Raw genomic sequence first — 18,178 nt, 5'->3', positions numbered from 1 at the left:
CCCTGACTCCGTCCGGGGGGACCTTTCGCGCTCCCTGGGGCGGGGGCCCGCCCGATCCCGTCGATAAAGATCGCGTCACTGTCAGAGGTGGCGGGTAGGCTCGACGACAAGATGACAGAGGACCTCACACCAGCCGAAGCGTACGCAGCCGCCCTCGCCCGCAACGCCGAGCAGGCCACCGCTCTGGCCCCCTTCCGCGAGATGTACGAGTTCGGTCTGGACCCGTTCCAGATCGAGGCCTGCAAGGCCCTCGAAGCGGGCAAGGGCGTGCTCGTCGCCGCCCCCACGGGCTCGGGCAAGACCATCGTCGGCGAGTTCGCCGTCCACCTCGCCCTCCTCCAGGGGCGCAAGTGCTTCTACACGACGCCCATCAAGGCGCTCTCCAACCAGAAGTACGCCGACCTCGTCAAGCGGTACGGCCACGACAAGGTCGGCCTGCTCACCGGTGACAACAGCGTCAACGGCGACGCCCCGATCGTCGTCATGACCACCGAGGTCCTCCGCAACATGCTCTACGCGGGGTCCCAGGCGCTCTCCGGCCTCGGCTACGTGGTCATGGACGAGGTGCACTACCTCTCCGACCGCTTCCGCGGCGCCGTCTGGGAGGAAGTGATCATCCACCTCCCCGATTCCGTCACCCTGGTGTCGCTCTCCGCGACCGTCTCCAACGCCGAGGAGTTCGGCGACTGGCTCGACACCGTCCGCGGCGACACCGAGGTGATCGTCTCCGAGAGCCGCCCGGTGCCGCTGTGGCAGCACGTGCTGGCCGGCCGCCGGATGTACGACCTCTTCGAGGAGGAGACCGACCACGGCGGCCGCGGCGCCTCCCGCCGCGAGGTCAACCCCGACCTGCTGCGCCTCGCCCGTACCGAGAACTCGCGCACGTACAACCCGCGCGACCGGCGCCGGGGCAAGATGGTCCGCGAGGCCGACCGCGAGCGCGAGCGGCGCCAGCGCTCCCGGATCTGGACCCCGGGCCGCCCCGAGGTCATCGAGCGGCTCGACGCCGAGGGCCTGCTCCCCGCCATCACCTTCATCTTCAGCCGGGCCGGCTGCGAGGCCGCCGTCCAGCAGTGCCTCTACGCGGGCCTGCGGCTCAACGACGAGGACGGGCGCCGCCGCGTCCGCGAGATCGTCGAGGAGCGCACCGCCGCCATCCCGGACGAGGACCTCCACGTCCTCGGCTACTACGAGTGGCTGGAAGCCCTGGAGCGCGGCATCGCCGCGCACCACGCGGGCATGCTCCCGACCTTCAAGGAGGTCGTCGAGGAGCTCTTCGTCCGCGGCCTCGTCAAGGCCGTCTTCGCCACCGAGACGCTGGCCCTCGGCATCAACATGCCGGCCCGCACGGTGATCCTGGAGAAGCTGGTCAAGTGGAACGGCGAGCAGCACGCCGACATCACCCCCGGCGAGTACACCCAGCTCACCGGCCGTGCCGGACGCCGGGGCATCGACGTCGAGGGCCACGCCGTCGTCCTGTGGCAGCGCGGCCTCGACCCGGCCCACCTGGCCGGACTCGCCGGCACCCGGACGTATCCGCTCCGCTCCAGCTTCAAGCCGTCGTACAACATGGCGGTCAACCTGGTCGACCAGTTCGGGCGGCACCGCTCCCGCGAGCTCCTGGAGACCTCCTTCGCCCAGTTCCAGGCCGACCGCTCGGTCGTCGGGATCTCCAAGCAGGTCCAGAAGAACGAGGAGGGCCTGGAGGGCTACCGCGAGGGCATGACCTGCCACCTCGGTGACTTCGAGGAGTACGCGCGGCTGCGCCGCGACCTCAAGGACCGTGAGACGGACCTGGCCCGGCAGGGCGCCCACCAGCGGCGCGCCGAGGCCGCGGCCTCCCTGGAGCGGCTCAAGCCCGGCGACGTGATCCACGTGCCGACCGGCAAGTTCGCCGGACTCGCCCTCGTCCTCGACCCCGGCATCCCGGCCGGGCGGACCAACGGCCACCGCGGCTTCGAGCACCACGACGGGCCGCGCCCGCTGGTCCTCACCGCCGAGCGGCAGGTCAAGCGGCTCGCCTCGATCGACTTCCCGGTGCCGGTCGAGGCGCTGGACCGGATGCGGATCCCGCGCTCCTTCAACCCGCGCTCCCCGCAGTCCCGCCGTGACCTCGCTTCGGCCCTGCGCACCAAGGCCGGGCACATCAACCCGGAGCGGCACCAGAAGAAGCGCGCCGCCGCCGCGGACGACCGCGAGATCGCCCGGCTGCGCACCGAGATCCGGGCGCACCCGTGCCACGGCTGCGACGAGCGCGAGGACCACGCCCGCTGGGCCGAGCGCTACCACCGGCTGCAGCGCGACACCCAGCAGCTGGAGCGGCGCATCGAGGGGCGCACCAACACCATCGCGCGCACCTTCGACCGGATCGTCGCGCTTCTCACGGAGCTCGACTATCTGCGCGGCGACGACGTCACCGAGAACGGGAAGCGGCTCGCCCGGCTGTACGGCGAGCTCGACCTGCTCGCCAGCGAGTGCCTGCGCGAGGGCGTGTGGGAGGGGCTGAGCCCGGCCGAGCTCGCGGCCTGTGTCTCCGCGCTCGTCTTCGAGGCCCGGCAGTCCGACGACGCCGTCGCGCCGAAGCTGCCGGCCGGCAAGGCCAAGGCCGCGCTCGGCGAGATGGTGCGGATCTGGGGGCGGCTCGACTCGCTGGAGGAGGAGTTCAAGCTGCACCAGGCCGAAGGCGTCGGCCAGCGCGAGCCGGACCTCGGCTTCGCCTGGGCGGCCTTCCAGTGGGCCTCCGACAAGAGCCTGGACGAGGTGCTGCGCGAGGCCGAGATGCCGGCGGGCGACTTCGTCCGCTGGTGCAAGCAGGTCATCGACGTGCTGGGTCAGATCGCGGCGGCCGCGCCGAGGGAGAACAGCACGGTCGCGAAGAACGCCCGCAAGGCGGTCGACTCGCTGCTGAGGGGAGTCGTGGCCTACAGCTCGGTCGGCTGAGGCCGACTGGGCCGGCAGGGGTCGCCTGACGGTGATCTGACAAGGGTTATCCACAGGGGTGGCGGGAGGGTGCTTCCTTCCGCTTCCATGAACTCGTACGGAAGAACGAGTACTTGGGGCGCACCGCCGCGCAACTCCTGCGGAAGGAAACGCACGTGACCACGCAAGCCGGTCCGTCCGCCGTCGCCACGACGGCGGACGGACGGAAGACAGTGCAGGGGCCGCGAGGCGTGCCCCTGCTCGGGAATCTGCCGGAGTTCGGCAAGGACCCGCTCGCCTTCTTCGAACGGCTGCGTGAGCGAGGGGACTTCGTCCGCTGGCGCTTCGGGAACAGCCCCGCGCTGTTCATCGCCCACCCGGAGTCCATCGGCGAACTCCTCACCGAGGTCGAGCGGACCTTCGACCAGCCCGACCTCGGCATCGCCTTCCGCACCCTGCTCGGCGACGGGGTCGTGGTCGCCAAGGGGGCCGACTGGCGGCGCAAGCGCTCCCTCGTCCAGCCCTCCGTCCGGCCTCGGCAGGTCAAGTCCTACGCCGCCACCATGGCCGAGTGCGCCGTCGACCTCGCCGAGCGGTGGAGCGACGGGCAGCGGGTGGACGTCAAGAAGGAGATGGCCGCCCTCACCCAGCTCATCGCCGTCCGCACCATCTTCGGCGTCGACACGGCGGCCGACGCCGAGGCCATCGGCCGGGCCATGGACATCGCCCAGCAGGAGATCGGCGCCGAGTTCAGCGGCATCGGCGCCCTCCTTCCCGACTGGGTGCCGACCCCGGGCCGGGCCAGGATCAAGCGGGCCACGGCCGTCATCGACGCCGAGGTCTCCCGGGTCGTCGCCCGTCACCGCGAGGGCGACACCGAGCGGCCCGACCTGCTCAGCCGCCTTCTCGCCGCCCAGGACGAGACCGGCGCCCACCTCTCCGACCGGGAGATCCGCGACGAGACCGTCACGCTCTACATCGGCGGGCACGAGACCACCAGCTCCACCCTCGTCTGGGCCTGGTATCTGCTCTCGCGCAACCCTCGCGTGTCCGAGGCGCTCGCCGCCGAGCTCGACCGGGTCCTCGGCGGCCGGGACCCCGGCTTCGACGACTACGCCGAACTCGCCTACGCCCAGGCCGTGGTGAAGGAGACCCTGCGCCTCTTCCCCACCATCTGGCTGCTCACCGGCATCGCCAAGGAGGGTGCCGTGCTCGGCGGCGCCCCGGTCCCCGCCGGCACCCGGGTGTGGAGCAGCCAGTGGGCCACCCACCGCGACGCCCGCTGGTACGGGGACCCGCTGGAGTTCCGCCCCGAGCGCTGGCTGGCGCCCGCGGAGGGCGAGGCGGCGGAGGAGATACCCGAATACGCCTGGTATCCGTTCGGCGGCGGCCCCCGGGTCTGCCTCGGCACCCGCTTCGCGATGGTGGAAGCCGTCCTCGTCCTCGCCGTCCTGGCCCGCCGCTTCCGCCTCGACCTCGACCCCGGCGAGATACGCCCCGTGCCGAGCCTGACCCTTCAGCCGGACCGGGAGGTGCTGGCGACGGTGCGGGCGCGGTAGCCGCCGCCCGGCGAGGCCGTCAGGCGGCCGTCAGCCTCACCGCGAGGTCGCGGAGGTCGTCGGCGCGCAGGACGCGGTCGCCGAAGCCCGGCAGCGGGACGTGCAGGGCCGACGTCCAGCGGGTGGGGATCGCGTCGGGGCCGTGGACCGCGCCCGCGAGGATGCCCGTCACGGCGGCGACGGTGTCGGTGTCCCCGCCGAGGTCGACGGCCGCGCCGACGGCCTCCTCGTAGGAGGCGGTGGTGCGCAGCGCCCACACGGCCGAGCCCAGGCAGGGCCAGACGGCGCCGTTGAACTCCGTGGCGTCCCCGGGCTCCCAGCCGGGGTCGAGCACCGTCGCCCACCGCTCCCGCTGGGCAGGCGCGACCTCGGCGAGGGCGGCGGGTACGGCGGCCAGGGGGTCCCCGCCGAGCAGGGCGACACGGACCCGCCGCCGAGGAGCACGGCCTCGGTCTGGAGGCCGATGTCCTTCGGTTCGGCGGCGGCCCAGCGGCGGAAGCGGGCGAAGACGTCCGGGAGGTCGAGCCCGCCCCGTTCGAGCAGCGACTCGCCGATGAGCACGCCCATCTGCGTGTCGTCGGTCGCCTCGCCCGGCTCCCATCCGCCGCCCCCGCACATCTCGCCCACGCCGTCCGGGAAGCGCTCCCGGAACACCCCCGGCAGTCCGAACTCGAAGGGTGCGCCGAGGGCGTCCCCGGTGGCGGAGCCGAGGAGGGCGCCGATGGCGCGGTCGGTGGAGTGCATGGGGTGTCAGGCCCTCTGTTCCTGGGGGTGCGGGTGAGGCGCGGAGGCCACCTCAGAGGGGAAGACTGTCATGCCGCGAGTTCCTGGCGGGGAGTGGACGGGGTCGGGGTGCGGAGGGACAGTGCGGTGGTCGCGAGGGTGAAGGCCGCTATGGCCGCCGCCGCGGTGAGGGTCGGGGCGTCGGGGGAGAGGAGTGGCTGGCCGCGGAGGGCCTGCCAGGTCAGGAGGGCGAAGGTCGCCGCGTACGCGGCGGAGGCGACGAGGACCAGGCGGAGCCGGATCCGGGCGTCGGCGAGCCGGACGAAGCGGGGGGCGAGTGCGGAGAGGAGCAGGAGGAGCAGCGGGATCAGCTGGAGCGCGTGCATGCCGAAGAAGTGCGCGATGCGGAGGTCGCCGCCGGTGGTGGACCAGCCGGTCAGCGGCATGCCGGGCCCGCCGTCCGGTACGCCGACGCTGTGCGCGCCCAGGGTCGGCTGGTCCTTCCGCGCGAGCTGCTCGGCGGTCGGCTTGACCATCGCGTAGCCGACGGCCGCTCCGGCGAGCGCGATGAACGAGGAGATCCGGACGGCCCAGGCGGTGGCGCGGTCGAGGATCCGGGCGCGCAGCAGCAGGACGGCGATGACGAGCGCGGCCAGCCAGAGCACGACGACCGTCATGCCCATCGTCTGGAAGAGGGCGGCGTCGAAGGGTGTCGCGTTGTTGAAGTGGCTCTGCCTGCCGCGGACGACCTGCGTGGTGATGAGCACCATCTCCAGGAGGCTCGCGGCGGCGAGGACGGTCCCGGCCCACCATCCGACCCGGCGGGCGCGGGCCCCCGGCAGCAGGGAGAGCATCCAGGCGAGCGTCAGCGCGTACGCGATGAAGGAGACCGAGAACTTGAAGGGCTTGGCCCAGATGGGGGCGTTGACGAGGACGCGGTCGTCGAAGAGGAGTCCGCCGACGGATATGAGGGCGAGCACCCCCATCGACGCGGCGAACCAGACCAGAGGCCGGTGGAGTGTGCGCAGGCGCTGTGCCGATGACATGACGATCCCCCCGTTGGGATGGAATGGATAGTGGCGCTTTCCACTATCCGATAGCGCCACTATCTATGATGGTGGTGCCGGTGGCAAGGCCGGAGTGCGATCTGGAAGGTGAACGCGCGGTGCGTATTGGAGAGTTGAGTCGTAGGGCTGGGGTGTCCGTGCCGACGATCAAGTACTACGTGCGGGAAGGGCTGCTGCCGGCCGGGCGACTCACGAGCCCGAACCAGGCCTCGTACGAGGAGACGCACGTCCAGCGCCTCCGCCTGATCCGCGCGCTGCTCGATGTGGGCGGGCTCTCGGTCGCGGGCGTCAGGGAGGTCATCGCGGCGATCGGCGACCCCGAGCGGCCCCTGCACAAGGTGCTCGGCGCGGCCGCGGACCGGGTGGTGCCGCGGTACGAGGGGGAGCGGGGCGACGACCTGCACGCGGCCCGCGAGGCGGTCGCCGGCCTGATCGCCCGCCGGGGCTGGCGCACCTACGAGCGGGCCCCCGCCGCCGAGGCCCTCGCCGTCGCCCTCGCCGCCCTGGAGAGCGTCGGCCACGGGGACTTCGCCGAGGTCCTCGACGCCTACGCCGACGCGGCGGAACAGGTGGCCCGGGTGGACCTCGACTACGTCGCGCGCAACGTGGAGCGCGAGGAGCTCGTCGAGAGCGTGGTCGTCGGCACGGTGCTGGGGGACGCCATGTTCGCCGCGCTGCGCCGGATGGCCCATGTGGACGCCTCGGACCAGGTCTTCGGCACGGGGGCGTAGCCCGGGGCCGGGGTCCTGCCACGCCGAAGGGGCGGGAGCCCTCGGCTCCCGCCCCTTCGCGGTGTCGTCGTCCGGTGTGCCCGGAGCGGCGCGTCAGCTCTCCTGCTCGCGCTCCACCTGGTCGTTCCAGTCGCGCTTGATCGCGCGCCAGGCCTCGTCCGTCTTGCCCAGACGCCAGTAGCCCGAGATGGACAGGCGCTCGCGCGGAACGGCGCGGTCCATGCGGAGATGGCGGCGCAGCTCCTTCACGAAGCCGGCCTCGCCGTGGACGAAGGCGTGCACGTCGCCCGCCGGGAAGTCGAGCGTGCGGACCGCCGTCAGCAGTGCCTCGCCGGTGGGGCGGTCGCCGCGGTGCAGCCAGGTGACCTCGACGCCCGCCGCGGTCGCGAACTTCTGCTCCTCCGAGGCGTCCGTGACCTCCAGGAAGGCGTGCACGACCGAGCCCTCGGGCAGCCGCTCCAGGGCCACCGCCACGGCCGGCAGGGCGCTCTCGTCACCGACGAGCAGATGCCAGTCGGCGGCCTCGTCCGGGGCGTAGCCGCCGCCCGGACCGAGGAACCGCACCGTGTCACCGGCCTGCGCCCGCGCCGCCCACGGGCCCGCGAGGCCCTCGTCGCCGTGGACCACGAAGTCGACCGTCATCTCGCGCTGCGCCGGGTCCCAGGCCCGTACCGTGTACGTCCGCGTCGTCGGCCACTGCTCGCGCGGGAACTCCGCGCGGATCCGCTCCATGTCGAACGGCTCCGGATAGCTGACGCCCTCCGGCGCGAAGAGCAGCTTCACGTAGTGGTCGCTGTACTCGCCGAGCTCGAACGCGTCGAGCCCCGGGCCGCCGAGGACCAGGCGCACCATGTGCGGGGTGATCCGCTCGGTACGCACCACCTGGGCCTCGTGGGCCTTCGGTGCCTTGCGCGCGGGCTGTTCTGCCACGACGTTCTCCCCGTTCCCGATCCAAAAACTTAGGTTTGCCTAAGTTAGCACCCCGGCCGGACCGGCTCCAGAGGCCTTCCTCAGCGGCCCGCCCCGAGCACCGGCAGCAGGCGCCCCACCGCCCCGCCCAGGCCCCACCGCTCCACCAGCGCGGCCAGCGCCGCCGGGTCACGGGGCGCGGACGGCAGCGCGGCGGAGAACTCCGGCAGCGGCACGTCCTGGGCCACCCGGACCACCGTCGGCGCCACGTCCAGATACTCCGCGGCCTCCACGATGCCCCGCCGCTTCGCCGGGGTCAGCTTCGACGTCCGGTCGGCCGCCGCCGCCCGGACGCCCGCCAGGTCCCCGTACTCCGTGATCAGCTGCGCGGCCGTCTTCTCGCCGATGCCCTTCACACCGGGCAGCCCGTCGCTCGCGTCCCCGCGCAGCGCCGCGAAGTCCGCGTACTGCCCGGGCCGCACGCCGTACTTCGTCAGGATCAGCTCGTCGTCCACCAGGTCGCAGTCGCCGACGCCCTTCCTCGGATACAGCACCCGCACGCCGCGCCCGTCGTCGACCAGCTGGAACAGGTCCCGGTCGCCCGTGACGATGTCCACCGGGCCCTGGGCCCGCGCGGTCAGCGTGCCGATCACGTCGTCCGCCTCGAAGCCCTCGGCGCCCACCCGGGCGATCCCCAGCGCGGCAAGGACCTCCTCGATCACCGGCACCTGCGGCGACAGGGTGTCCGGGATCTCCTCCTCGTCCGGCCCGGACTCGGTCACCTCGGCCACCCGGTGCGCCTTGTACGAGGGGATGAGGTCCACCCGCCACTGCGGCCGCCAGTCCTCGTCCCAGCAGGCCACCAGATCGTCCGGGCGGTGGTCCTGGACGAGCCGGGTGATGAAGTCGAGCAGCCCTCGCACGGCGTTGACCGGCGTCCCGTCGGGCGCGCGGACGGAGTCCGGCACGCCGAAGTACGCGCGGAAGTAGAGGCTGGCGGTGTCGAGGAGCATCAGGCGTCGCGTCACACCCCGATCATGCCGCACCCCACCGACATCGCCCCGGCCCCGCCCGCGCGGCACTCCCCGAGTGACCCCCGTCACCTTCGTGTTTGCCCCGTAAAGGCCGGGGCAGGCGCGAGCTCGGAGCGGGCCCGGTACGGGATTCGGCAACGGATGACGTACGCGACGGGCCGAGCGGACAGAACCCGCCCCGCTCCACGGCCCGGCTGCTGCGGGGGTAGCGGGCCGTTTTTCGTTGCTACCCGTGAGGTGCATGTGTCCACGCTCCAAGCCGACCACCTGTACAAGGTGTTCGGCAGGCGACCCGACGAAGCCGTCCGCAAGCTGGCCGCCGCGGAAGGCGCCGCCGACCGCGACGCCCTGCGCGCCGCCGGCACCACCGCGGCCGTCGTCGACGCCTCCTTCACCGTCGAACCCGGCCAGATCTTCGTGGTCATGGGTCTGTCGGGCTCGGGCAAGTCCACCCTTCTCCGCATGCTCAACGGCCTGCTCGAACCCACCGCGGGCCGCGTCCTGTACGACGGCGCCGACCTCACCGCGCTCTCCCCGCGCGAGCTGCGCGCCGTCCGCTCCACGAAGATCAGCATGGTCTTCCAGCACTTCGCGCTCTTCCCGCACCGCAGCGTCCTGGAGAACGCCGCCTACGGCCTGGAGGTCCAGGGCGTCCCGCGCGCCGAGCGCGAGAAGCGCGCCGCCGAGGCCCTGGAGCTGTGCGGGCTCGGCGGCTGGGAGAGCTCCTGGCCCGACGAGCTCTCCGGCGGCATGCAGCAGCGCGTCGGCCTGGCCCGCGCCCTCGCCACCGACGCCGACCTGCTGCTCATGGACGAGTCGTTCAGCGCGCTCGACCCGCTGATCCGCCGCGACATGCAGGACCAGCTCCTCGTGCTCCAGCAGAAGCTGAAGAAGACCATCGTCTTCATCACCCACGACCTCAACGAGGCCATGCGCCTCGGCGACCGCATCGCCGTCATGCGCGACGGCCGGATCGTCCAGCTCGGCAGCGCCGAGGACATCCTGGTCCGCCCCGCCGACGCCTACGTCGCCTCCTTCATCCAGGACGTCGACCGCACCCGGGTGCTCACCGCCGCCGCCGTCATGACCGACGGCGCCGTCGACCCCGGCGACTGCCCGGCCGACTGCTCCTGCCGCGCCGTCGCGCCCGACACCCTCCTCGCCGACCTGTGCGCCGTCTCCGCGCTGGCCCCGCACCCCGTGGCCGTCGAGGACGCCGACGGCACCGTCCTCGGAGTCGTACCGCAGGACCGTCTCCTCGCCGCCATGGGCAGCCTCACCGGATCCGCCCAGGAGGTGACCGCCCGTGCCTAGGCTCCCCCTCGGCGAGTGGGTCGACAGCACCGTCGACTGGCTCCAGGCCCAGCTGTCCTGGCTCTTCGACGCGATCACCACCCTCGTCACCGGCCTCTACGACGGCATCGACGCCGTCCTCTCCGCGCCCCAGCCGCTGCTCTTCGCGGGCATCCTCGCGATCGTCGCCTGGTGGCTGCGCGGGCTCACCGCCGGTCTGCTCGCCTTCGCGGGCTTCGCCCTCGTCGACTCCATCGAGCTGTGGGACGACGCCATGTCGACCCTCTCCCTGGTGCTCGTCGCCACCCTCGTCACACTCGTGATCGCCGTGCCGCTCGGCATCTGGGCGGCCCGCTCCAAGACCGTCAGCGCCGTGCTGCGCCCGGTCCTGGACTTCATGCAGACCATGCCGGCGATGGTCTACCTCATCCCCGGCATCATCTTCTTCGGCGTCGGCGTGGTCCCCGGCATCATCGCCACCATCGTCTTCGCGCTGCCGCCCGGCGTCCGCATGACCGAGCTCGGCATCCGCCAGGTCGACGGCGAACTCGTCGAGGCCGCCGAGGCCTTCGGCACCACCCCGCGCAACACCCTGCTGCGGGTCCAGCTGCCGCTCGCGCTGCCCACGATCATGGCCGGCGTCAACCAGGTGATCATGCTCGGCCTCTCCATGGTCGTCATCGCCGGCATGGTCGGCGGCGGCGGGCTCGGCGGCGCCGTCTACCGGGCCATCGGCAACGTCGACATCGGCCTCGGCTTCGAGGCCGGCATCTCCATCGTGATCCTGGCGATGTACCTCGACCGCATGACCGGAGCGCTGGGCCGCCAGGTCTCCCCGCTGGGCCGCCGCGCCCTCGCCAAGGCCCGCGCGGCGAGCGCCGCCCGCGCCGGCGCGCGCCTGTGGGACCACCGCCCGCAGCCCGTCACCGCCCTCGTCGGCGTCGTCGTCCTGGCCCTCGTCGCCGGCGGCATGGGCTTCCTCGGCTCCGGCGGCTCCTCCTCCACCACCGCGTCAGGACCGAACACCGGCCACGGCAAGAAGATCAGCCTCGGCTACATCCCGTGGGACGAGGGCATCGCCTCCACCTTCCTCTGGAAGGAGCTCCTGGAACGGCGCGGATACGAGGTCGACGCCAAGCAATTGGAGGCCGGCGCTCTCTATACCGGCCTGGCCGGCGGCCAGATCGACTTCCAGACCGACTCCTGGCTGCCCGTCACCCACGCCCAGTACTGGGACAAGTACAAGAACGACCTGGAGGACCTCGGCTCCTGGTACGGCCCCACCTCCCTGGAGCTCACCGTCCCCTCGTACATGAAGGACGTGAACTCCCTCGCCGACCTCAAGGGCAAGGCCGGGCAGTTCAAGGGCCGGATCGTCGGCATCGAGCCGAGCGCCGGAATGATGGGGATCCTGAACGACAAGGTGCTCAAGGAGTACGGCCTGGAGGGCGAGTACAAGGTCGTCGACGGCTCCACGCCCGGCATGCTGGCCGAACTCAAGCGCGCGTACGACAAGAAGGAGCCCATCGCGGTCACCCTCTGGTCGCCGCACTGGGCCTACTCCACCTACGACCTCAAGAAGCTCCAGGACCCCAAGGGCGCCTGGGGCACGGGCGACGGCATCCACACCCTCGCCCGCAAGGGCTTCGCCGCCGAGAACCCCGAGGTCGGCGCCTGGCTGAAGAAGTTCGAGCTCAGCGAGGCCGAGCTCACCGGTCTTGAGGCCGTCATCCAGGAGACCGGCAAGGGCAAGGAGCAGCAGGCCGTGCGCACCTGGCTCGACCGGAACCCCGGTCTCGCGGAGCGCCTCGCCCCGCAGTAGACCCGCCTCCCCCTGAGAGGGGAACGACTCCTGTCCGAAAAGGGGTGGTCGCCGAGCGTGTTCGGCGACCACCCCTTTTCGCCACGACGCGAAACCCCGGCCCAAAGCTGCGTAAGGTTCAGTTAACCGACCAGTACGCGTAAGGCACGAGACACGAGGGAGGGGGCCGACATGGACGACAAGGAGTCGCTGCGCGTGGGCGCGGCCGTCAAGAGGCGCCGCAGGGCGCTCCAGCTCACGCTGGCCGTCGTCGCGCAGCGCAGCGGCCTGTCCGTACCCTTCCTCAGCCAGGTCGAGAACGAGCGGGCCCGCCCCAGCGACCGCTCGCTCCAGCTGGTCGCCGTGGCCCTGGAGACCACCGCCGCCGAACTGCTCGCCGCCGCCGAGGCCGCCCGCACCGTGGACGTCGTCCGCTCCGACGAGGAGCTGTGGGAGATGCCGCCGGGCGTCCGGCCGCTGGTCCGCGGCCGGCACCAGCTCCAGGCCCTGGAGTTCACCGGCGAGCAGGACGCGGGCCGCGAATTCCTGCACCGCAACGACGAGTTGCTGTACGTGGCGGACGGCGCCGCCGAGATCGAGGCCGAGGGCCGCGCGTACCGCCTCGGGCGCGGCGACACGCTCTACCTCTCCGGCGGGGTACGCCACCGCTGGCGGGCCACCCTGCCCGGCACCCGGCTGGTCTTCGTCTCCGTCGCCGACCACATCGAGGCCGCGGAGGCATGAGCGGGACGCGGGTCGTCTCACTCGTGCCCTCCCTCACCGAGGCCGTCGCCGTCTCCGCGCCGCCCGGCACGCTCGTCGGCGTCACCGACTGGTGCGCGCACCCCGCCGACCTGGGCGACGCGGTGCGGATCGGCGGCACCAAGAACCCGGACACGGCCGCCGTCGCCGCCCTCCGCCCCGACCTGGTGATCGCCAACGAGGAGGAGAACCGGGTGCGGGACCTCGACGCGCTGCGGGCCGCCGGGATCGACGTCCTCGTCACCGAGGTCCGCACCCTGGACCAGGCCTTCGCCGAGCTCGACCGGGTCCTCGCCGCCTGTGGGGTACGGGCCCGGCCCGGCTGGCTGGACGCGGCCGAGGCCGCCTGGGCGGCCGTCACCCCGGACGGGCCGCCCCGCACCGCCGTCGTACCGGTCTGGCGCCGCCCCTGGATGGTGCTCGGCCGCGACACCTTCGCCGGGGACCTGCTCGCCCGGCTCGGCGTCCGCAACCTCTACGCCGGGCACCCCGAGCGCTACCCGCGCATCCCGCTCGACGAGCTCAACGCGGCGGCGCCCGAGCTCGTCGTCCTGCCCGACGAGCCGTACCGCTTCACCCGCGAGGACGGCCCCGAGGCGTTCCCCGGGGCCGTCGCCGCGCTCGTCGACGGGCGGTGTCTCACCTGGTACGGGCCGTCACTGGCCGAGGCGCCCCGGGTGCTGCGAGCAGCGCTCCGCTGAACAGCCCGCGCAGGGTGTGGGTCGCCGCCACCAGCCAGGCGGTGACCAGGAGCGCGTACAGTCCGATCGCCAGCCAGCGGAAGAGGGCGAGCCCGGTGTGCTGGGCCAGGCCCTCGGCGCCGGTCACGCAGGTGCCGACGGGGAAGGTGAAGGCCCAGAAGGTCATTGCGAAGCCCATGCCCCGGCGCCGCGCCCGCACCACCAGGGCGCCCGCGAACACCAGCCACAGCAGCGCGAAGCCCATCACGGGGACGCCGTACAGGACCGCGAAGGCGGTGAAGCCGTGGGCGTACGAGGAGGGCAGCACGCCCTGCGCGGCGTCGGCGAACTTGTTGGCGGCGGTCGTCGACTGGCCCAGGGGGCCGAGCACCAGGAACAGCGTGGGGGTCAGCGCCAGGGGCAGCGGGCCGTCGGTGACCAGCCGGTTGAAGACCAAGGGAAGCATCACCAGGGTCGCGAGCAGGCTGACGCCGAACATCGCGTAACAGAGGAGCAGCAGCGTCTCCTGGGCCTGGCCGGCCGCCACGTGGGGCACGAGCAGCGGGCCGACGGCGGCGGAGACCATGGGGGCGACGACGGGCAGCAGCCACACGGGGGACGCGCCCTCGATGCGGTGGCGGGCCACCATCAGGTACGGGATCCCCGCCGCGGCGGCGAGGCCGATCACCGTGCCCGTGGTGAACAGCACGGTGTCGAGGGCGATCGCCGCGGGCAGCCCGATCCAGTCCCGGCCGACGACCATCGCGCCGCCGCCGACCGCCAGCAGCGCCATCGACAGACAGCCGTAGAACGGGGCCATCGCGGGGTCGAGGAGGTGGGCGCGGGCCTGGTCGCGGTGGTGGATCCAGTGCATGCTCCGGGCGCCGAGCAGCGTCAGGAGCATCAGCAGGGACAGCGCCCACACGGCGGTGCAGACGGTGCGCAGTCCTGGGACGTCCACGGGGAGGGTCGCTCCCGCCGTACCGACGATGGCGGTGCCCATCACGGAGGCGTACCAGTTGGGACCGAGGTGCCGCACCGACGTCCACCGGGCGCCGGGGGTGGCGGCGACGGGGGCGGTGCGGGAGGGAGCGATTGTTGCCATGGCTCGACCTTCTCTCCGTCGCACGCCCCCCACCAGGGACATCGTGGCTATGAGCCCATAAGCTGGCTTTATGAGCAGCGAGCCGAACGACATCCCGCACCCCCTGTCCCACCGGGTTCCCGACCTCGGCGCGCTCGAACTGCTCCTCGCCGTCGCCCGGCACGGCAGCCTCGGCCGGGCCGCCCGCGAGGTCGGCATCACGCAGCCCGCCGCCAGCAGCCGCATCCGCTCGATGGAGCGGCAGCTGGGTGTCGCGCTCGTCGACCGGTCCCCTCGCGGGTCGCGGCTCACCGACGCCGGGGCGCTCGTGACGGACTGGGCGCGGCGGATCGTCGAAGCGGCGGAGGCCTTCGACGCGGGGGTCCAGGCGTTGCGGGGGCGGCGGGACTCGCGGCTCCGGGTCGCCGCGTCCATGACGATCGCCGAGTATCTGCTGCCCGGCTGGCTCGTCGCCCTGCGGGCCGGGCGGCCCGACACGGCGGTGTCCCTCCAGGCCGGCAACTCCGCGGCCGTCGCCGAGCGGCTGCTCTCCGGGGAGGCGGACCTGGGCTTCGTGGAGGGCCTGGCGATACCGGAGGGTCTGGACGGGGCGGTCGTCGCGCACGACCGGCTGACCGTCGTCGCCGCGCCCTCCCATCCGTGGGCGCGGCGCCGGGCGGCCCTCGATCCGGCGGAGCTCGCCGTCACGCCGCTGGTCCTGCGCGAGCGTGGCTCGGGCACCCGGCAGGTCCTCGACGCGGCCCTCGCCGGGCACGGGGGGCTTGCTCAGCCGCTCCTTGAGCTCGCCTCCACGACGGCGGTGAAGGCGGCGGCGGTCTCGGGCGCCGGGCCCGCCGTCCTGAGCGAGCTCGCCATCACGGAGGAGCTCGCCTCGCGGCGCCTGGTCGCCATCCCCGTCGCCGGGGTCGTCCTGCGGCGTGACCTGCGGGCGGTCTGGCCGACGGGGCATCGGCCGACGGGGCCGGCGCGGGATCTGTTGTCGCTTACGCGGGCGGGGTAGGGGGCGGGGGCGGTGTTGGCGGCCGCGGGCCGGTGGGGGTGCGCCCGGCCTTCGGCCGGGCTGGGTGTTCCCACCCGCACCGCCCGTGCGGGTGGGTGGGGAAGGGTGCGGGTCTTCCCGTGGGGAGTGCCGGCCGTTGGCGGCTGCGGGCCGGTGGGGCCTTTGGCCGGCCGGCTGGTCCGCCGGAGGGCTCACCTCGTCTCAGCCCACCCCGTCACGCCCTGAACGTCACCCGTCCCGCCACCACCGTCAGCAGTACCGTCAGGTTCGGCAGGTCCGTCGCCGAGGTCTTCAAGGGGTCGTCCGACAGGATCGTGAGGTCGGCCTGGTGGCCCAGGGTCAGGCGGCCTGCCTGGTGCTCGTTCTGGGACGCGTACGCCGTGTTCACGGTCATCGCGCGGAGGGCCTCCAGGGCCGTCAGTGCCTGGTCCGGGCCGTGGGGTGGCAGGGTCAGGTCGTGGCTCGGGCGGCGGTGGCGGGCGCCGGCCATCACGCCCAGGGGCGGGAACGGGGCGATCGGCCAGTCGGAGCCCAGGACGACCGTGGCGCCCGAGTCCCACAGGTCACGGCAGCGCCAGGCCCGCGACGCGCGCTCCTCGCCCAGTCGCCGCGACCAGTTGTCGGTGTGGTCGGCGCGCGTGAAGTCGCAGCAGTGAGTGGGCTGCATCGAGGCCAGGACGCCCAACTCCGCGAAGCGGTGCAGCGTGTCGTCCGGCACCGTCTCGATGTGCTCGATCCGGTGCCGCACCGCCCGCCCGCCCGAAGCCGCCGCCTTCTCCACCGCGTCCAGCGCGTGCCGTACCGCCGCGTCGCCGATCGCGTGCGTCGCCGTCGGCACCCCGGCCCGGTGCAGCTCACCGATGACGCGCGTGTACGCGGCCGGATCGGGCCAGAACGCGTGCGTGGACTCCCCGTGGCAGTCGGGCCGTTCCAGCCACGCCGTGCCGTTGTCGATCGTGCCGTCCATGAACAGCTTCACGCCGTCCACGCGCCACAGCGCACCGCCCGTCCCCTGCTGGGCGATCAGCTCCCGCACGCCCTCCGCGTCCGTGCCCGGCTGGCACCACGGCGCCACCCGCAGCCGCAACGGCAGCTCGCCCGCCTCGTCGAGCTCGGCCAGCAGCGCGAGGCTCTCCCCGTTCGCGTCCATCACGTGCCCGCCGGTCAGCCCCGCCGCCGCCATCGCGCGCAGCGCCGCCGCGAGCCGCTCCCGCCGCTCCTCACGCGTGGGCTGCGGCGCGACCCGCTCGACCAGCTCGCACGCGGCGTCCTCCTGGAGCAGTCCGGTGGGGCGCCCGTGCGCGTCGCAGACGACCTCCGCCGACGCCTGGTCGAACGTACGCGGCCCGTCCACCCCCGCGAGCTCCAGCGCCCTCCGACTCGCCAGCGCCGAGTGCGCGTCGAAGAGGAGCAGAAAGGCCGGGATCCCGTCGAGCACCGCGTCGAAGGGGGCGATCCCCACGGGGGCGTCACCGAAGACGTTCGGGTCCAGGCCCCAGCCGAACAGCCAGTCGCCGCGCCCGAGTTCCCGTACCGCCGCCGCCAGCGCCGCCCGTACCTCCGCCACGTCCGCGCAGCGCGACAGGTCGAGCCCATGCGTCAGCTCCGCCCCGCTGACCGGGTGCAGATGTCCGTCCACGAGCCCGGCCGTGACCACGGCGCCCTTCAGGTCGACCACCTCCGTCCCGGCGTCCGCGAGCCCACGCATCTCCCGGTCGTCGCCGAGCGCCGAGATCCGTCCGTCCTCCGCCACGGCGAGCGCCGTCTGCGGCAGGAACGTGCCGGTGCCCGGGTCCAGCAGTCGGGCGGAGGACAGGACGAGACGGGTACGCACAGGGGCTCCAGGGAGGGGAGGGGAGGGGAGACAGGGGCGGTATCAGGTGGGTGGGCGGTCACGGCGGGCTCCGGGTCACCCCGCCCCCGCCTCCAGCGCCCCCCGCTCCAGCCCCAGCTCCCGCTCCGCCGTCGTCACGGCCATCCGGGTCACCCTCGCCGGCCGGTCGGTGCGGTCGGTGTTCGCGTGGGCGCCCAGGCCGTCCAGGACGACCAGGATCTGGATGGCCGTGGCCCGGGGGTCGTCCGTGCGGAACTCGCCGCGCTCGACGCCCTCGCGGATGAGGGTCTCCAAGCGCTCGTCGGAGGCGAGTTCCATCTCGGCGACCCGGTCGCGCAGGACGGGGCGGTAGCGGCTGAGGTGCCGGGCGTTGATCCAGAGGCGGCTGATGTCGTCGTAGGCCTCGCCCGTCGAGAGGGCGAAGTAGCGGGCCAGGTACTGCGTGGGCGTCCCGTCGGGGCGCTCGGCGGGGAGCAGCGAGTCCAGTTCGCCGAGGGCCGCGACGGCGAACGCCTCGGCCACCAGATCCTCCGCCGAGGGGAAGTAGTGGCTGATCAGACCGGGGCGTACCGCCAGCTCCTCGGCGATGCGGCGCAGGGTCACGCATTCGAGGCCCTCGGTCAGGGCGACCCGGGCCGCGGCCTCCACGATCTCCGCCCGACGGGCCTCCGGAGACTTGCGAACTCGTGTGCGCTGAACGCTTGACGACATACCGGTGATGCTATTGAGTGTGCGACCAATAAGCAACCAGGTGTGCACGA

Annotated in this window: 14 protein-coding genes and 1 pseudogene; 8 read left to right on the top strand and 7 right to left on the bottom strand. The window is 73.1% G+C overall.

The window, feature by feature from the left end; all coding sequences use genetic code 11:
* Positions 1-111 precede the first annotated feature (111 nt).
* Both ABTZ54_RS14315 and ABTZ54_RS14310 read left to right on the top strand, forming a co-directional pair.
* Positions 112-2,940 carry a DEAD/DEAH box helicase gene (locus tag ABTZ54_RS14315; protein ID WP_351661898.1) on the top strand — a complete coding sequence of 943 codons (2,829 nt, stop codon included), beginning with the start codon at positions 112-114 and terminating at the stop codon, positions 2,938-2,940.
* Positions 2,941-3,095: 155 nt separating this feature from the next.
* The gene (locus tag ABTZ54_RS14310) at positions 3,096-4,478 is read left to right on the top strand and encodes a cytochrome P450 (protein WP_351661895.1); all 1,383 of its coding nucleotides are present in this window, start codon (positions 3,096-3,098) and stop codon (positions 4,476-4,478) included.
* A 19-nt stretch (positions 4,479-4,497) separates the two neighbouring features.
* Here the strand turns inward: ABTZ54_RS14310 and ABTZ54_RS14305 are convergent.
* Both ABTZ54_RS14305 and ABTZ54_RS14300 read right to left on the bottom strand, forming a co-directional pair.
* A pseudogene (locus ABTZ54_RS14305) lies at positions 4,498-5,222 on the bottom strand (ADP-ribosylglycohydrolase family protein).
* Between the two features lie 68 nt (positions 5,223-5,290).
* Positions 5,291-6,247, bottom strand: coding sequence for a hypothetical protein (locus ABTZ54_RS14300; RefSeq protein ID WP_351661892.1), 957 nt, complete (start codon positions 6,245-6,247; stop codon positions 5,291-5,293).
* A gap of 119 nt (positions 6,248-6,366) precedes the next feature.
* Here ABTZ54_RS14300 and ABTZ54_RS14295 point away from each other — a divergent pair, with 119 nt between their 5' ends.
* The gene (locus ABTZ54_RS14295) at positions 6,367-6,999 is read left to right on the top strand and encodes a MerR family transcriptional regulator (protein ID WP_351661889.1); all 633 of its coding nucleotides are present in this window, start codon (positions 6,367-6,369) and stop codon (positions 6,997-6,999) included.
* A gap of 93 nt (positions 7,000-7,092) precedes the next feature.
* Here the strand turns inward: ABTZ54_RS14295 and ABTZ54_RS14290 are convergent, their stop codons facing one another.
* Together ABTZ54_RS14290 and ABTZ54_RS14285 are read right to left on the bottom strand one after the other, a co-directional pair.
* The gene (locus ABTZ54_RS14290; RefSeq protein WP_351661886.1) at positions 7,093-7,929 is read right to left on the bottom strand and encodes a siderophore-interacting protein; all 837 of its coding nucleotides are present in this window, start codon (positions 7,927-7,929) and stop codon (positions 7,093-7,095) included.
* A gap of 80 nt (positions 7,930-8,009) precedes the next feature.
* On the bottom strand, positions 8,010-8,921 hold the full coding sequence (locus tag ABTZ54_RS14285; protein ID WP_351662368.1) for a 5'-3' exonuclease: 912 nt from the start codon (positions 8,919-8,921) through the stop codon (positions 8,010-8,012).
* A 264-nt stretch (positions 8,922-9,185) separates the two neighbouring features.
* Between ABTZ54_RS14285 and ABTZ54_RS14280 the strand changes: the two genes are divergently transcribed.
* The 4 genes from ABTZ54_RS14280 (at position 9,186) to ABTZ54_RS14265 (ending at position 13,499) form a co-directional block, all read left to right on the top strand.
* Positions 9,186-10,256, top strand: coding sequence for a quaternary amine ABC transporter ATP-binding protein (locus ABTZ54_RS14280; protein ID WP_351661883.1), 1,071 nt, complete (start codon positions 9,186-9,188; stop codon positions 10,254-10,256).
* Positions 10,249-12,057 (top strand): ABC transporter permease/substrate binding protein, encoded by a 1,809-nt coding sequence (locus ABTZ54_RS14275; protein WP_351661880.1) that lies wholly within the window; start codon positions 10,249-10,251, stop codon positions 12,055-12,057. Before ABTZ54_RS14280 ends, ABTZ54_RS14275 begins: the two co-directional genes overlap by 8 nt.
* 171 nt (positions 12,058-12,228) lie before the next feature.
* Entirely contained in the window at positions 12,229-12,780 is a 552-nt protein-coding gene (locus tag ABTZ54_RS14270; RefSeq protein WP_329419158.1) for a helix-turn-helix domain-containing protein, read from the top strand.
* Complete coding sequence (locus ABTZ54_RS14265; RefSeq protein ID WP_351661877.1) at positions 12,777-13,499, top strand: helical backbone metal receptor; 723 nt, start codon at positions 12,777-12,779, stop codon at positions 13,497-13,499. Before ABTZ54_RS14270 ends, ABTZ54_RS14265 begins: the two co-directional genes overlap by 4 nt.
* Here the strand turns inward: ABTZ54_RS14265 and ABTZ54_RS14260 are convergent.
* Positions 13,438-14,583 (bottom strand): TDT family transporter, encoded by a 1,146-nt coding sequence (locus ABTZ54_RS14260; RefSeq protein ID WP_351661874.1) that lies wholly within the window; start codon positions 14,581-14,583, stop codon positions 13,438-13,440. The two genes, ABTZ54_RS14265 and ABTZ54_RS14260, sit on opposite strands and share 62 nt — an antisense overlap.
* A gap of 70 nt (positions 14,584-14,653) precedes the next feature.
* Here ABTZ54_RS14260 and ABTZ54_RS14255 point away from each other — a divergent pair, with 70 nt between their 5' ends.
* Positions 14,654-15,583, top strand: coding sequence for a LysR family transcriptional regulator (locus ABTZ54_RS14255; RefSeq protein ID WP_351661871.1), 930 nt, complete (start codon positions 14,654-14,656; stop codon positions 15,581-15,583).
* A 214-nt stretch (positions 15,584-15,797) separates the two neighbouring features.
* On the opposite strand, the gene ABTZ54_RS14250 is transcribed toward ABTZ54_RS14255, so the two are convergent.
* Together ABTZ54_RS14250 and ABTZ54_RS14245 are read right to left on the bottom strand one after the other, a co-directional pair.
* The gene (locus tag ABTZ54_RS14250; RefSeq protein WP_351661868.1) at positions 15,798-17,417 is read right to left on the bottom strand and encodes an amidohydrolase; all 1,620 of its coding nucleotides are present in this window, start codon (positions 17,415-17,417) and stop codon (positions 15,798-15,800) included.
* Positions 17,418-17,492: 75 nt separating this feature from the next.
* Entirely contained in the window at positions 17,493-18,128 is a 636-nt protein-coding gene (locus ABTZ54_RS14245; protein ID WP_351661865.1) for a TetR/AcrR family transcriptional regulator, read from the bottom strand.
* Between the last annotated feature and the right edge of the window lie 50 nt (positions 18,129-18,178).

Origin of the sequence: Streptomyces sp. NPDC094032 (assembly GCF_040303965.1) — a bacterium.
Taxonomy (GTDB): Bacteria; Actinomycetota; Actinomycetes; order Streptomycetales; family Streptomycetaceae; genus Streptomyces.
This window is presented reverse-complemented; position numbering and strand designations above follow the sequence as displayed.